Raw genomic sequence first — 14704 nt, forward strand, 5'->3', positions numbered from 1 at the left:
ACCGTCACAGGCTGGCGCGCAGCGCAGCGATCCGCGCGAGGCTCGAGTCCCGGCCGAGGATCTCGAGGGACTCGAAGAGCGGCGGCGAGACGCGGCGGCCCGAGACAGCCACCCGCAGGGGGGTGAAGGCCAGGCGCGGCTTGATGCCCAGGTCCTCGACCAGGGCCGCTGTGAGCGCCCCCTGGACGGCCTCGGTCGTGAACCCCTCGGCGGGGATCGCCGCCAGGGCGGCGGTCGCGGCGTCGAGCACGTCGGCGGCGCCGTCGCGGAGGGCCCCGCGGGCGTCCTCGGTGACCTCGAGGGCGTCGTCGGGCACCAGGAGGAAGCCGAGCATCGGGACGGCCTCGCCGAGCAGTGCGATGCGCTCCTGGACCAGCGGCGCGGCGGCTGCGAGGACCGCCTGCTCCTCGGGCCGGAGGGCGTCGTGCTCCCGGGCCGACACCAGCCCGGCGTCGTGCAGGTACGGCACGACGCGCCCACGGAAGTCCTCGGCGGCGAGCATCCGGACGTGGGTCCCGTTGATCGACTCGGCCTTCTTGACGTCGAAGCGCGCCGGGTTGGGGTTGACGTCCGCGACGTCGAAGGCCGCCACCATCTCCGCGACGGTGAAGATGTCGTTGTCGGGGGCGATCGACCACCCGAGCAGGGCCAGGTAGTTGAGCAGCCCCTCAGGGGTGAAGCCCCGCTCGCGGTGCAGGAAGAGGTTGGACTCCGGGTCGCGCTTCGAGAGCTTCTTGTTGCCCTCCCCCATGACGTAGGGCATGTGCCCGTACACGGGCTCGACGCTCGCGACGCCGAGGGCCACCAGGGCCCGGAAGAGGACGACCTGGCGCGGCGTCGACGAGAGCAGGTCCTCGCCGCGCAGCACGTGCGTGATGCCCATGAGCGCGTCGTCGACCGGGTTGGTCAGGGTGTAGAGCGGCTGCCCGTTGCCCCGCACGATGACGAAGTCCGGGACCGAGCCGCCCGCGAAGCTCAGCTCGCCGCGCACCAGGTCGGTGAAGACGACGTCCTCCTCGGGCATGCGGATCCGCAGGACGGGCTCGCGGCCCTCGGCACGGAACGCCGCGCGCTGCTCCTCGGTGAGGTCCCGGTCGAACCCGTCGTAGCCCAGCTTGGGGTCCCGGCCGGCAGCGCGGTGGCGGGCCTCGACCTCCTCAGGGGTCGAGAAGGACTCGTAGGCGTAGCCCGCCTCGAGCAGCCGCCGGGCGACGTCGGCGTAGACATCCATCCGCTCGGACTGACGGTAGGGGGCGTGCGGCCCGCCGACCTCGACCCCCTCGTCCCAGTCGAGGCCGAGCCAGCGCAGGGCGTCCAGGAGCTGCTCGTAGCTCTCCTGGCTGTCCCGGGCGGCGTCGGTGTCCTCGATGCGGAAGACGAAGGTGCCCCCGGTGTGCCGCGCGTAGGCCCAGTTGAACAGGGCCGTGCGGATGAGCCCCACGTGGGGCGTGCCGGTGGGTGAGGGGCAGAAGCGGACCCGGACCTGGTCGCCCGAGGGCGCGGCGGTCGGGGCGGAGGGCGTGGCGAGGTTCTCAGACATGGTGCGTCCAGCCTATCGGCGCGCGCCCGCCACACCCTCGCGACCCGGACCGTCGCGGATCCTCCGGTCAGTCGCGGCGCAGCACCGGGTTGCGGAGCACGCCGATGCCCTCGACCTCGCACTCGACGACGTCCCCGTGGACCACGGGCCCGACGCCGGCCGGGGTGCCGGTGAGGATGACGTCACCCGGCAGGAGCGTGAACGCCTGCGAGATGTAGGAGATGAGGAACGGCACGTCGAAGACGAGGTCAGCGGTGCGGCCGTCCTGCTTGGTCTCACCGTTGACCCGCGCGAGCACGGCGAGGTCGTCCACGTCGAGCCCGGGAACCACCCACGGGCCGAGCGGGCAGGACCCGTCGAACCCCTTGGCACGGCTCCACTGGTCGTCCGAGCGCTGGATGTCGCGCGCGGTGACGTCGTTCGCGACCGTGAACCCGAAGACGTGCTCGAGGGCGCGGTCCGGGGTGACCTCCTTGGTCACCTTGCCGATGACGACCGCGAGCTCGGCCTCGTGGTGCACGTCCGCGGACCACGAGGGCAGCACGATCGGGTCGTCCGGGCCGATCACGCTCGTGTTGGGCTTGAAGAAGAGCAACGGGCTGACGGGCAGCTCGTTGCCCATCTCGGCCGCGTGGTCGGCGTAGTTCCGGCCGACGCCCACGATCTTCGACCGGGGGATGACCGGGGACAGGAACCGCACGTCGTCGGTGACGGGGATCCGCTCCCCGGTGGGCTGGACGGGCATGTAGATCGGGTCGCCGCTGATGACGACGAGCTCCTCGGCCCCGGGCTCGCCGTCGACGAGGGCGAAGCGGGGGTCTCCTCCGGTGGTGAACCTGGCGATGCGCATCTGCGCAGCGTAGCCGGGGCGCCGGTCCGTGCCGCGGGAGGTGGCCGACGTAGGCTGCGCGGGTGCAGCGTGTGGTGGGAGCCGACGTGGCCCGGGGCCTGGCCGTCCTGGGGATGTTCGCCGCGCACGTGGGCGACGAGGACGAGCGGTTCTGGACGGCGACCGGCTGGCTGCAGGTGGTCGACGGACGTTCGGCGGCGACCTTCGCGCTGCTCGCCGGCCTCTCGGCCGCCCTCCTCAGCGGAGGGCCGGTGCCCGCCGAGGGCGCCCGACGACGCCACGCCCGGGTCCGGATCCTCGTGCGCGCCCTGATGCTCATCCCCCTGGGGGCGCTGCTGATCGCTCTGGGCACGCCGGTCGCGGTCATCCTGCCGGGCTACGCCGTGATGTTCGCCCTCATGATCCCGGTCCTGGGGTGGCGCCCTCCCTCGTTGCTGCTGCTCGCCGCCGTGCCGACCCTGGTCGGGCCGCTCGTGGTCGAGGCGGTGCGCGAGGCCCGGCGCGGGGACCCCTTCGCCGCAGGGCTGCCCCAACCGGTGGACGTCGTCGTGGGTGAGTACTACCCGGCGGCCGTCTGGACCGCGTACCTCCTCGTCGGTCTGGCCCTGGGACGCCTCGACCTGACCGACCGTGCCCTGCCGCGGCGCCTGGCCCTGGTGGGCGCCGCCCTGGCCGCGGTGGGTCACGGCACCTCGGCCGTCGCCCTGCGGGTGCTCGACCCGGAGCAGCGGACCCTGCGGGCCCTGCTGACCAGCGAGCCGCACGCCGACACCACCCCCGAGGTGGTCGGGAACCTCGGAGCCGTGCTGCTGGTCCTCGCGGCGAGCCTGCTCGCGGCACGGTACGCCCCGCGACTGGTGACGCCCGTGGCCGCGACGGGTGCGCTGGCCCTGACCGCGTACACAGGGCACATCATGGTGATCGCCGTGCTCGGCGACGAGGTGGTCCGTGAGCCCAGCAACCTGGTGCTGGCGGCCTTCGTGCTGGCGGCCCTCGGCCTGACGACGCTGTGGCGGCTCGCCCTCGGGCGTGGGCCGCTCGAGAACCTGCTCTCGCTCGCCTCGACCTGGACGGCCGACACCCTGGTCCCCACCGGTCGGCGCGGGGCGCCCGGCGCGGGCCCAGCCACCGCGGATGCGCGCAGGGAGGACCAGGCGCTCAGGCCCGGGCCAGGACCTGGCCGTGCAGCACCGTGAACCAGCCGTCCTCGGCGGTGCCCCACTGGCGCCACGCCTCGGCCAGGGCCTCGAGGGCGACGTCGTCGGCCAGACCGTGCTCGACCGCCTGGCGGGCGAAGTCCGAGACGGTGACGCGCTCGGCCCACAGCCCTGACCACCACCGGCGGTCCTCGGCCGTCGCGTAGCACCAGACGTCGGCCCCCGGCGTGATGCCTTCGGGGTCGAACCCCGCCTCGCGGACCCAGGCGAGCAGCCGTCGGCCCGCGTCGGCCTCGGCCCGGTTGGCGGTGGTGACCTCGTGGTAGAGCTCGCGCCACTCGTCCAGGCCGGCGGACTCCGGGTACCAGGTCATCGCGGCGTAGTCGGCGTCGCGGACCGCGACCACTCCCCCGGGCCGGGCCACCCGGCGCATCTCGCGCAGGGCACCGACCGGGTCGCTCAGGTGCTGGAGCACCTGATGGGCGTGCACGACGTCGAAGCTGTCGTCGGGGAAGGGCAGGTCCATCGCGTCACCGTGCTCGAAGGTGAGGTTCGTGGCGCCGGCCTCGCGGGCTGCCGCGCGGGCGACGTCGAGCACGGCCTCCGAGGCGTCCACGCCGACGACGACGCCCGGGGCGACCCGGGTCGCGAGGTCTGCGGTCACCGTGCCGGGGCCGCACCCCACGTCGAGGAGGCTGAGCCCTGGGCTCAGGGCGGGCAGCAGGTAGGCAGCCGAGTTCTCGGCGGTGCGCCGGCGGTGGGCGCGGAGCACGCTCTCGTGGTGCCCGTGGGTGTAGACGTCCTGGATGGTCACCAGCCCAGTAAGGCGTACCTGGCCCCGCGTATCAAGCAACAAGACACTCGGTCTCAGCCTTCGGGCACAGGGACCGGCCCACCCCCGCCCGGACCTCAGGCCTGCCGAGCCCCCCGCGCGACCTCGACCCCGCGGTTGGCGAGCTCGTCCGCCCGCTCGTTCCCCGGGTCCCCCGAGTGCCCCTTGACCCACACCCAGGTGACGTCGTGGCGTTCGACCTCAGCCTCGAGGGCCTGCCACAGCTCCTTGTTCTTGACGGGCTTCTTGTCCCCGGTGCGCCAGCCGTTGCGCTTCCAGCCCGCGAGCCAGGTGCTCATGCCCTTCATGACGTAGGTCGAGTCGACGTGAAGGGTGACCGCGCAGGGCCGGGTGAGGGCACGCAGGCCCTCGATCACGGCGGTGAGCTCCATGCGGTTGTTGGTGGTGAGCAGCTCGCCGCCGAAGAGCTCGCGCTCGTGCCCCTCGGTGCGCATCCAGGCACCCCAGCCCCCGGGTCCCGGGTTGCCCTTGCAGGCACCATCGGTCCACATCTCGACGACGGTCATGTCTGGTGCGATCGGGTCTGCCACGCGGCACACCTTAGCGCCACCCGGTCGAACACCTGTTCGACTATGCTCGTGTCATGCCTGCCGAGGGTGCGGTGATCCTGCATGCCGACCTCGACGCCTTCTACGCGTCGGTCGAGCAGCTCCTCGACCCTGCACTCCGAGGCAGGCCGATCGCGGTCGGTGGCGGGCCCCACGGGGGCGTGGTCCTCGCGGCCTCCTACGAGGCGAAGCAGCACGGGGTGCAGGGCGGCATGCCCGGCTGGCGCGCGGCCCGGCTCTGCCCCGACCTGACCTTCGTCCGCGGCAGCTTCGGGGAGTACCAGCGCCTGGGCGACGCCGCGATGGCCGTGCTCACCGACATGAGCCCGCTGGTCGAGCGCATCTCGATCGACGAGGCCTTCGTGGACGTCTCCGGGTCGGTCCACCTGCTCGGCCCGCCGGCAACCATCGCCGCGAGGATCCGCCGTCGGGTGCGCGAGGAGGTCGGGCTGCCGATCTCGGTCGGCGCCGCCCGGACCAAGCACCTGGCCAAGATCGCCTCGCAGGTCGCGAAGCCCGACGGACTGGTGGTCGTCGAGCCGGGCACCGAGCACCGGTTCCTCGACCCGCTCCCGGTGGGTCTCGTGTGGGGGGTCGGGCCCGTCACCGAGGAGCGGCTCGCGGGGTTGGGGGTGCGCACCATCGGCGAGCTCGCCCGCACCCCGTCCTCGACGGTCGAGCGCCTGCTCGGCCACGCGGTCGGCGGCAAGCTGCTCGCCATGGCGCACGACGACGACGCCCGGCGTGTCACCACGAGCCGCCGCGCCCGCTCGGTCGGCGCCCAGTCGGCAGTCCGACGACAGCGCCCGGATGCCGCGGAGGTCCGCGGCGTGCTGTCGCACCTGGCCGACCGCGTCTGCCGGCGGTTGCGGGGGCAGGGCCTCGCGGGGCGCACCGTCACGGCCCGGGTCCGCTTCACCGGGCGACGCTCGGTCACCAGGTCGCGGACCCTGCGCGAACCCGTGGCCACCACCCTGACCGTGACCGAGATCGCCGAGCAGCTCGCCTGGTCCGCGATCACCGAGGCCGGGGCGAGCCACGAGATCACCCTGCTGGGGGTGTCGGTCTCGGGACTGACCGACCAGCGCTCGATCCAGCTCGAGCTCGAGCTGCCGCCCCCCGACCCCTGGCGCCCCGGCTCGGCCCCTGGCGCGGCGCGGCGGGCCGTGGACGGTTCGGTCGACGCGATCCGCGGCCGGTTCGGCGCCACGAGCGTCGGCTATCTGCCCGTCCTGGTGCACCGCAAGGGTGCCGTCCCCGACGCCTTCCGTGAGCTGGCAGAGCACGACGACCTGGTCGAGCGCGGCGCTGCGAGCCCGGACGAGCTGGTCCCGGGCTCGCCCTAGGGCCAGCGCATCCCGCTGCTCCACCCCGCCTCGTCGCGCTCGTACACCAGCCGTCGGTGCGCCCGGTCGCCGCTACCCTGCCAGAACTCGACCCGCATCGGCTCGACCTCGTACACGACCCAGGTCCCCAGCACGAGGCCCGGGGACCGCTCGATCTGCTCGGTGGCCCGGCGGGTCGCCGCAGCGAGGTCGTCGAGCTCCGCGAGGGGCTCCCCGGGCCGCGCCGCCAGGGCGGCCACGCGCGAGGCGGGTGAGCGGCTCAGGAAGTCCTCCGCCGAGGCCGAGGCGGCGACCTGTCGCGCGGACCCCTCGACGCGCACCTGCCTACCCAGGGGCTGCCAGTAGAAGCACAGGGCGACCTGGGGCCGGGCCTCGAGGTCCTGGGCCTTGCGGCTGCGGGTGTCGGTCGCGAACCTCCAGCCACCGTCGACCACGTCGTCGAGGACCACCACGCGGCTCGAGGGCCGGCCGTCGGGGCCGACCGTCGCGACGGTCAGGGTGTGCGGCTCGGGCACCTCCTGCTCGAGCGCCTCCTCGAACCAGCGCAGGAACAGCTCGACCGGCTCACCGGGCACGTCGGCGAGGTCGAGCGCTGGCAGCGGGCCCGCGAGCGCGGGGATCCGGCGCAGCCGCGAGCGCAACGAGTCGCGGTCGCGGTGCCGCGCGCTGGGCCTGGCGGGGTCGGGGTGCGTCGGGTCGGTCATGGCGCCTCCTGGTCTCGGGGCGACCCTAGGCCCACGCAGACGGCCCCACCCGGGCAGGGGACCCTCGGCACGGATCTACCCTGGGACGGTGCCCATCGTCGTCCCGCGCCGTCTCGCGCCCGAGGTGCTGCCTGCAGACCTCTGGCTGTCGCGGGCCGCAGCGCATCAGGCGCGCGCCGACGAGCTCACCGCGGACCACCGTGCGCGCCGCGCCGCGGGCGAACGGCACCCGATCGACGACTTCCTCTTCGACTACTACGGCACCAAGCCCTCGCTCCTGCGGCGCTGGCACCCGGGCCCGGGCCTGGCCCTGGCCCCGACCCCCGAGGGCTCGGCCGAGCACGCGGGGTGGCGGTGGTACCGCGAGGACGGGGGCGGCGTGGTGCGGTTCGACGTCGAGGCCTTCCTCGCCGACCGGGGCAGCACCGTGCGGTACGTCCACCACCTGCTCTCGGCGACCGCGGGCCGCCCGGCGCACACCGGCTGCCTGGGTCTGCACGAGTGGGCGATGGTCTACCGCCAGGACGACGCCCGGCGCCGCCACTCCCTGCCCCTGCGCCTCGGTCGGGAGGGCACCGACGCCGTGGTGGAGTCCCACCCGCTGCGCTGCACCCACATCGACGCCTTCCGCTTCTTCACCCCCGAGGCCGTGGGGCGCAACCGGCTGCAGCCCACCCGCGAGAACCAGCCCGAGCTCGAGCAGCCCGGTTGCCTGCACGCGAACATGGACCTCTGGAAGTGGTGCTCGAAGCTCGGCCCGGCCGTGCCCGGGGACCTGGCCCTGGACTGCTTCGCCCTGGCGCGCGAGATCCGCACCCTCGACATGCAGGCCTCTCCCTACGACGTGTCGGGCCTCGGCGAGCAGGCCGTCGCGATCGAGACCCCCGAGGGCAAGGCCGAGTACGTCGCCCGGCAGCGCGGGTTCGCCGAGAGGTCGGGTGAGCTCCGGGCCCGGCTGATCCGGATCTGCGCAGACCTGGACCCCACGCTGGTGCCACACTCGACCGCGTGACCCTCCGCTACCCGGCAGCCCTGCGTCCCGGCGACGTGATCGGCGTGACCGCGCCGTCGGCAGGCGTCGCCCCCGCGCTGCGCCCGCGGCTCGAGGTCGCCGCCGAGCACCTGCGCTCACGCGGCTTCGAGGTGCTGCTCGGCGACTGCCTCGACGACGCGGGGGTGGTGAGCGCGCCGGCCGCCGAGCGCGCGGCAGAGCTGACGGCGATGCTGACGGACCCGGCGGTCCGCGCCGTCGTGCCGCCCTGGGGCGGGCAGCTCGCGATCGACCTGCTGCCGCACCTGGACTGGGAGCGCCTCGCGGCCGCCGAGCCCACCTGGCTGGTGGGCTTCTCCGACACCACCACCCTGCTGCTGCCGCTCACGGTGCACGCGGGCTGGGCGACCCTGCACGGCCAGAACCTCATGGACACCCCGTACCAGGTGCCCGCGCCCCTCATGCCCTGGCTCGACGTCGTGACCGCCCCGCGCGGCGCGGTGCTCAGCCAGGCCCCCTCGCGGGCCCACCGACGTGGGGCCTTCGACGACTGGGCGGCCGACCCCACGGTCACCGGCTACTCCTTCGACACCGCCGGGACGTGGGTGCGGCTCGACGGCGAGGAGCCGGTGACCGTCGCCGGCCGTCTGCTCGGCGGCTGCCTCGAGACCATCCACCACCTGCAGGGCACCCCGTACGGCGACGTGCCAGGCTTCGTCGAGCGCCAGGCCCCCGAGGGGCTGGTGGTGTATGTCGAGGCGGCCGAGGCCCCGGCCCTGGACACCGCGCGGTCCCTGCACGGGATGCGGCTGGCCGGCTGGTTCGACCACGCCCGCGCGGTCCTCGTGGGCCGCACCTCGGCCCCCGACTCCCCCGGGCTCACCCAGCGCGAGGCCGTCCTCGACGCCCTGGGCGGGCTCGGCGTCCCGATCATCGGCGAGGTCGACTGCGGGCACGTGCCGCCCCACCTGGCCCTGGTCAACGGCGCCCCCACGACGGTCCGCTGGTCACCCCGCGGCTCCTCGCTGGTGCAGACCCTCGCCTGAGCGTCCCCACGCCTCGTCCGAGGCGCGGCCGCACCTGCCCCCACGGGGCGCGACCGCACCACGCCCCCACGAGGCGCGACCGCACCTGGGAGGATGGCCGGTGATGACCACCACGAGCACTCCCCCGACCCTCGCCGAGCGCATCCCGACCGACCCCCAGGATGCGGACGCCCTCTACGCGGCCTTCGTGGGCTGGGCCGAGGACCAGGGCCTCACGCTCTACCCGGCCCAGGACGAGGCCCTGCTCGAGCTGGTCACCGGCTCGCACGTGATCCTCTCGACGCCGACGGGCTCGGGGAAGTCCCTGGTCGCGGTGGCCGCGCACTTCGTCGCCCTGGCCCAGGGGCGACGGACCTACTACACCGCACCGCTCAAGGCCCTGGTGAGCGAGAAGTTCTTCGACCTGGTCAAGGCCTTCGGCTCGCAGAACGTCGGCATGATGACCGGGGACAGCGCGGTGAACCCCGGCGCCCCGATCATCTGCTGCACGGCCGAGATCCTGGCCAACATCGCCCTGCGCACCGGTGACGGGGCCGCCGAGCACCCCGACCACGTGGACGACCTGGCCGTGCCGGGCGAGGACGCCGTCGGGCAGGTCGTCATGGACGAGTTCCACTTCTACGCCGATCCCCAGCGCGGGTGGGCGTGGCAGGTCCCGCTGCTCGAGCTGCCGCGCACCCAGTTCCTGCTGATGTCCGCGACCCTGGGCGAGGTCGACTTCTTCGTCGAGGACCTCGAGAAGCGCAGCAACCGCGCCGTCGCGACCGTGACGAACACCGAGCGTCCCGTGCCGCTGACCTTCAGCTACGTCGTCGAGCCCCTGCACGAGGTGGTCGAGGACCTGGTCCACACCCGACGCGCCCCGGTGTACCTCGTGCACTTCACCCAGCGCGACGCCGTCGAGAGGGCCCAGGCCCTGCTCTCGACGACGGTGGCCTCACGCGAGCAGCGGGACGCAATCGCTGCCGAGCTCGGGGCGTTCCGCTTCGGCACGGGCTTCGGCAAGACCCTCTCGCGGCTGCTGCGCCACGGGGTCGGGATCCACCACGCCGGGATGCTGCCCAAGTACCGGCGGGTGGTCGAGCGGCTCACCCAGCGTGGCCTGCTCACCGTGGTCTGCGGCACCGACACCCTGGGCGTGGGGATCAACGTGCCGATCCGCACCGTCGTGCTGACCTCCCTGGTCAAGTACGACGGCGTGCGGATGCGGCACCTCAGCGCACGCGAGTTCCACCAGATCGCGGGCCGGGCAGGGCGGGCAGGCTACGACACCGTGGGCGAGGTGGTCGTCATGGCCCCCGACCACGTGATCGAGAACCGCAAGCTGCTGGCCAAGGCCGGGGACGACCCCAAGAAGCTCAAGAAGATCGTCCGCAAGAAGGCCCCCGAGGGGGCCGTCAACTGGACCGACAAGACCTTCGAGCGGCTGCGTGACGCCCCGCCCGAGCCGCTGACCTCGAGCTTCGCGGTGAGCCACGCCATGGTCCTCAACGTGCTCGCGCGCCAGGCCCCCGACCGGCACGGCACGGTGCGGTCGGGGCCCGCGAGCGACCCGGTCGAGGCCATGCGGCACCTGCTCACCGAGAACCACGAGCCCGAGGCCACGCGCGGCCGGCACGTGCGCCAGGCCGTGCGGATCTACCGGTCGCTGCGCACCGCGGGGGTGGTGGAGCGGGTCGACCGCGAGGACGGGCGGGGCCGCACCGTCCGGCTCACGGTCGACATGCCCGCGGACTTCGCCCTCAACCAGCCGCTGTCCCCCTTCGCCTACGCGGCGCTGGACGTGCTGGACCGCGAGTCGCCCGCCTACGCCCTGGACGTGCTGTCGGTCATCGAGTCGACCCTGGACGACCCCCGCCAGGTGCTCGTCGCGCAGGAGAAGAAGGCCCGCGGCGAGGCCATCGGCGCGATGAAGGCCGAGGGATACGACTACGAGGAGCGCATGGCCGCCCTCGAGGACATCACCTACCCCAAGCCTCTGGCCGAGCTGCTCGAGGGCACCTTCGCGATCTACAAGCAGGCCAACCCGTGGGTCGCCGACCACGAGCTGTCCCCCAAGTCCGTGGTCCGGGACCTGCACGAGCACGCGATGACCTTCACCGAGTACGTCTCGTACTACGGCCTCGAGCGCACCGAGGGGGTGCTGCTGCGCTACCTCGCCGACGCGTTCCGAGCCCTGCGCCAGACCGTGCCGGCCGAGCGACGCGACGAGCACCTCGAGGACCTCGTCGAGTGGTTGGGCGAGCTGGTCCGCGGCACCGACTCGAGCCTGCTCGACGAGTGGGAGCGTCTGAGCAACCCCGAGGCCGTGGACGCCGCTGCGGACGACGACGGTCTCGCCGAGGAGGCTCCCCCGGCGATCACGACCAACCGACGCGCCTTCCGGGTGCTGGTCCGCAACGCGCTCTTCCGCCGGGTCGAGCTGGCCGCCCGCGAGCGCTGGACCGAGCTGGGGAACCTGGGCGACGTCGACCCCGACGGCGAGCGCTGGGACACCGAGCGGTGGCACGACGCCCTCGACCCGTACTTCGACGAGCACGACGAGATCGGCGTGGGACCCGACGCCCGCGGCCCCGGCCTGCTGATGATCACCGAGCGCCCCGGGACCGACGGCGAGCGCTGGGAGGTCCGCCAGGTGCTCGACGACCCGGCGCGGGACCGCGACTGGCGGATCGACGCCGTCGTCGACCTGGCTGCGAGCGACGAGCGCGGCGCGGTGGCCCTCACGGTGGTCGCAGCCGGGCGGCTCTAGGCAGGGCCGCTCCCCGGCCCCGTCGCCCTCCCCCTGCGGCGCCTGGCTACAGTGCCGAGGTGGCGAAGAAGAAGCCCCGCGGCACCCCGGCCCTGGTCGCCCTCGAGGCTGCCGGTGTGGACCACACCGTCCACGCCTACGAGCACCACGCCGAGAGCGACCTCGGGTACGGGCTCGAGGCGGCCCAGGCCCTCGGCCTTCCCCCCGAGCAGGTTCTCAAGACCCTCGTGGCGGCGGTCGACGGCCGGTTGACCGTGGCCGTGGTCCCGGTGACCGGCCGGGTGGACCTCAAGGCTCTCGCCTCAGCCGTCGGCGGCAAGCGGGCCGTCATGGCCGAGGTGGACGCGGCCGAGCGTGCCACCGGGTACGTCGCCGGTGGCATCTCCCCCCTCGGGCAGCGCACGTCCCTGCCGACGGTGGTCGACGACTCCGCCGCCGGCCTCGCCGTGGTCTACGTCTCAGCAGGCCGGCGCGGGCTCGACGTCGGGCTGTCACCCGCCGACCTGGTGCGTCTCACCGGTGCGCGAACGGCACCGATCGCGCGGTCATGACCTGCCGATGACGATCAGCGGCCGTAGCCGGCGAAGGGGCGGTCGGTGGAGACGATCTGCTTGCCCAGGGGCAGCAGCGAGACCGGGATCAGCTTGAGGTTGGCGATGCCCATCGGGATGCCGATGATCGAGACGAAGAGCGGAACCGCGGTGACCACGTGGCCGATCGCGAGCCAGATCCCGGCGACGACCACCCAGATCACGTTGCCGATGGTCGACAGGGCCCCGGCCGTCGGCCGGTCGACCACCGTTCGACCGAAGGGCCAGAGCACATAGCTGGCGATACGGAAGGAGGCGATGCCGAAGGGGATGGTCACGATGAGGATGCAGCACAGGATGCCCGCGGCGACGTAGCCCACCGCGAGCCAGAAGCCCGCGAAGACCAGCCAGATGATGTTGAGGAGGGTGTTCACCCAGCTACTGTCTCGTGACCTGGCGTCCTCCGGCATCCGGGGGATCCCTGATCTTGCCCGGGGTGGCGCGGTGCACGCCCCGCAGGTGGTCTCGCGAATAGCCGCGCGGAGAAGGCCCAGTAGGGTCGCGCTGTGCCCCAGGACCCGACCCCCGCAGCCCAGCACGACCTCGCCCCGGCCGGCCTGGTGCACCGCCTCGAGGCCGTCCAGGAGCGCGTGCGCCAGGCCGCCGAGCACGCGGGCCGACCGGCCGAGGACGTCCGCCTGATGCTCGCGAGCAAGACCCAGCCGGCCCCGGTCGTCCGGGTGGCGGTCGAGGCCGGCGCCCGGCTGCTCGGGGAGAACAAGGTCCAGGAGCTCGTCGCCAAGGGGCCCGACCTGGCCGACCTCTCCCCCACGGTGCACCTCATCGGCCACCTGCAGTCCAACAAGGTCAACGCCGCCTTGCGGTGGGCGGCCTGCGTGCAGAGCGTCGACACCCTCGACCTGGCCGAACGCCTCTCACGTCGCTGCGAGGCCGTCGACCGGGACCTCGAGGTCATGGTGCAGGTCAACGTCTCGGGCGAGGAGAGCAAGTACGGCGTCGCCCCCGCGCAGGCCACCGCCCTGGCCGCCGCGGTCGCGACCCTGCCTCGGCTGCGGCTGACAGGGCTGATGACGATCGGTGCGAACTCGGACGAGGAGACGGTGGTCCGGGCGGGGTTCGCCGAGCTCGGCCGGCTCCGCGACGAGGTGCTCGCCTCGGGCCTGCCGGGCACCGGCTCGGCCCACGAGCTCTCGATGGGGATGAGTGGAGACCTCGAGCTCGCGATCGCCGAGGGCGCGACGATGGTGCGGGTGGGCAGCGCGGTCTTCGGAGCCAGACCGGCGCCGGTCTGACCGAGGTCAGGGCACGCGGGCCGTCCACTCCGGGGTGCCGAACTTGGTCTCGACGAGCTCCTCGGCGCGGGCGCGCTCGGCGGCCGTGACCCCGCCCTCGACCGTGGCGTAGCGCGAGCGGAAGTGGTCCTTGAAGGCCTCGATGACCTCGCCGCGGGCCATCCCGGACTGCGAGCGCAGCGGGTCCACGCGCTTGTTGGCGCTCTTGGTGCCCTTGTCCGAGAGCTTCTCCCGGCCGATGCGCAGCACCTCGAGCATCTTGTTCGCGTCGATGTCGTAGGCCATGGTCACGTGGTGCAGGACGGCCCCGCTGGCCAGGCGCTTCTGGGCGGCACCGGCGATCTTGCCCGCGGGCGAGGCGATGTCGTTGAGGGGCACGTAGGTCGCGGTGATGCCGAGCTCGGCCAGGGCCCCCAGCACCCAGTCGTCGAGGAAGGCGTAGGACCGCTCGAAGCTCAGCCCCTCGACCAGGGAGGCGGGCACGGTCAGCGAGTAGGTGATGGTGTTGCCGGGCTCGATGAACATCGCCCCGCCGCCCGAGACCCGGCGGACCACCTGGATGCCGTGCCTATCGGCGCCCGCGGGGTCCACCTCGTTGCTCAGGGACTGGAAGGACCCGATGACGACGGCCGGGGCTCCCCACTCCCAGATCCGCAGGGTCGGTCGGCGGGTGCCGGCCCCCACGGCGTCAGCCAGGGCCTCGTCGAGGGCCATGTGCATCAGCGGGCTCTCGGGCCCCTCGTGCACGATCTCGAACTCGTGGTCCTCCCACCGGGTCGCGTGCCCCAGGGCCCGACGGACGGCGATGGCGACGGCCTCGGGGTTGAAGCCCACCATGGTCACGTGGTCGCCGAGGACGCTCTCGACCATGGTGGTCAGCTGCGCGACGGTCGCCGTCTGGGGCATGCCCAGCAGGGCGGCGTCGATGCTCTCCAGGGCGTCGTCGGGCTCGAGGAAGAAGTCCCCGCTGACCGCGACCCGGCTGAGCCGCCCATCGGTCACCTCGACCTCGACGGCCACCAGCTTGCCCCCGGGGACCTTGTACTCGCCGCGCATGTGCTGCCCTTCGTCGTG

14 protein-coding genes are annotated in these 14704 nt (G+C 73.4%); 7 read left to right on the plus strand and 7 right to left on the minus strand.

Going from position 1 to position 14704, the window contains the following annotated elements:
• Positions 1-4: 4 nt before the first annotated feature.
• Both gltX and J4G33_RS03005 read right to left on the minus strand, forming a co-directional pair.
• A complete protein-coding gene (gene gltX / locus J4G33_RS03000; protein ID WP_208054378.1) occupies positions 5-1540 on the minus strand; it encodes a glutamate--tRNA ligase in 1536 nt (511 codons plus the stop codon).
• Positions 1541-1607: 67 nt separating this feature from the next.
• Positions 1608-2390, minus strand: coding sequence for a fumarylacetoacetate hydrolase family protein (locus J4G33_RS03005; RefSeq protein WP_208054379.1), 783 nt, complete (start codon positions 2388-2390; stop codon positions 1608-1610).
• A gap of 62 nt (positions 2391-2452) precedes the next feature.
• Here J4G33_RS03005 and J4G33_RS03010 point away from each other — a divergent pair, with 62 nt between their 5' ends.
• On the plus strand, positions 2453-3586 hold the full coding sequence (locus J4G33_RS03010; protein ID WP_208054380.1) for a heparan-alpha-glucosaminide N-acetyltransferase domain-containing protein: 1134 nt from the start codon (positions 2453-2455) through the stop codon (positions 3584-3586).
• On the opposite strand, the gene J4G33_RS03015 is transcribed toward J4G33_RS03010, so the two are convergent.
• Together J4G33_RS03015 and rnhA are read right to left on the minus strand one after the other, a co-directional pair.
• On the minus strand, positions 3549-4364 hold the full coding sequence (locus tag J4G33_RS03015) for a methyltransferase domain-containing protein (protein ID WP_208054667.1): 816 nt from the start codon (positions 4362-4364) through the stop codon (positions 3549-3551). The genes J4G33_RS03010 and J4G33_RS03015 overlap by 38 nt on opposite strands.
• 92 nt (positions 4365-4456) lie before the next feature.
• Entirely contained in the window at positions 4457-4906 is a 450-nt protein-coding gene (rnhA, locus tag J4G33_RS03020) for a ribonuclease HI (protein ID WP_208054668.1), read from the minus strand.
• Positions 4907-4983: 77 nt separating this feature from the next.
• Here rnhA and dinB point away from each other — a divergent pair, with 77 nt between their 5' ends.
• Complete coding sequence (dinB, locus tag J4G33_RS03025) at positions 4984-6294, plus strand: DNA polymerase IV (protein WP_208054381.1); 1311 nt, start codon at positions 4984-4986, stop codon at positions 6292-6294.
• Here the strand turns inward: dinB and J4G33_RS03030 are convergent.
• Positions 6291-6998, minus strand: a complete 708-nt coding sequence (locus J4G33_RS03030) for a pyridoxine/pyridoxamine 5'-phosphate oxidase (protein WP_208054382.1) — start codon at positions 6996-6998, stop codon at positions 6291-6293. The two genes, dinB and J4G33_RS03030, sit on opposite strands and share 4 nt — an antisense overlap.
• Before the next feature lie 88 nt (positions 6999-7086).
• On the opposite strand from J4G33_RS03030, the gene J4G33_RS03035 reads away from it, so the two are divergent.
• From J4G33_RS03035 to ybaK, 4 genes are all read left to right on the plus strand, one after another.
• Positions 7087-8010, plus strand: coding sequence for a 3-methyladenine DNA glycosylase (locus J4G33_RS03035; RefSeq protein ID WP_372434942.1), 924 nt, complete (start codon positions 7087-7089; stop codon positions 8008-8010).
• Positions 8007-9035 (plus strand): S66 family peptidase, encoded by a 1029-nt coding sequence (locus J4G33_RS03040; protein ID WP_208054383.1) that lies wholly within the window; start codon positions 8007-8009, stop codon positions 9033-9035. Before J4G33_RS03035 ends, J4G33_RS03040 begins: the two co-directional genes overlap by 4 nt.
• 103 nt (positions 9036-9138) lie before the next feature.
• Positions 9139-11787 (plus strand): DEAD/DEAH box helicase, encoded by a 2649-nt coding sequence (locus tag J4G33_RS03045; protein WP_208054384.1) that lies wholly within the window; start codon positions 9139-9141, stop codon positions 11785-11787.
• Positions 11788-11846: 59 nt separating this feature from the next.
• Positions 11847-12338 (plus strand): Cys-tRNA(Pro) deacylase, encoded by a 492-nt coding sequence (gene ybaK, locus J4G33_RS03050; protein WP_208054385.1) that lies wholly within the window; start codon positions 11847-11849, stop codon positions 12336-12338.
• A 14-nt stretch (positions 12339-12352) separates the two neighbouring features.
• On the opposite strand, the gene J4G33_RS03055 is transcribed toward ybaK, so the two are convergent.
• Positions 12353-12751 carry a YccF domain-containing protein gene (locus tag J4G33_RS03055; RefSeq protein WP_208054386.1) on the minus strand — a complete coding sequence of 133 codons (399 nt, stop codon included), beginning with the start codon at positions 12749-12751 and terminating at the stop codon, positions 12353-12355.
• Between the two features lie 132 nt (positions 12752-12883).
• Between J4G33_RS03055 and J4G33_RS03060 the strand changes: the two genes are divergently transcribed.
• Entirely contained in the window at positions 12884-13630 is a 747-nt protein-coding gene (locus J4G33_RS03060; RefSeq protein WP_208054387.1) for a YggS family pyridoxal phosphate-dependent enzyme, read from the plus strand.
• Between the two features lie 6 nt (positions 13631-13636).
• Here the strand turns inward: J4G33_RS03060 and lplAB are convergent, their stop codons facing one another.
• Positions 13637-14686, minus strand: a complete 1050-nt coding sequence (lplAB, locus tag J4G33_RS03065) for a lipoate-protein ligase LplAB (RefSeq protein WP_208054670.1) — start codon at positions 14684-14686, stop codon at positions 13637-13639.
• Positions 14687-14704: the final 18 nt, after the last annotated feature.

It is taken from the genome of Actinotalea soli (genome assembly GCF_017565425.1).
Classification (GTDB): domain Bacteria; phylum Actinomycetota; class Actinomycetes; order Actinomycetales; family Cellulomonadaceae; genus Actinotalea; species Actinotalea soli.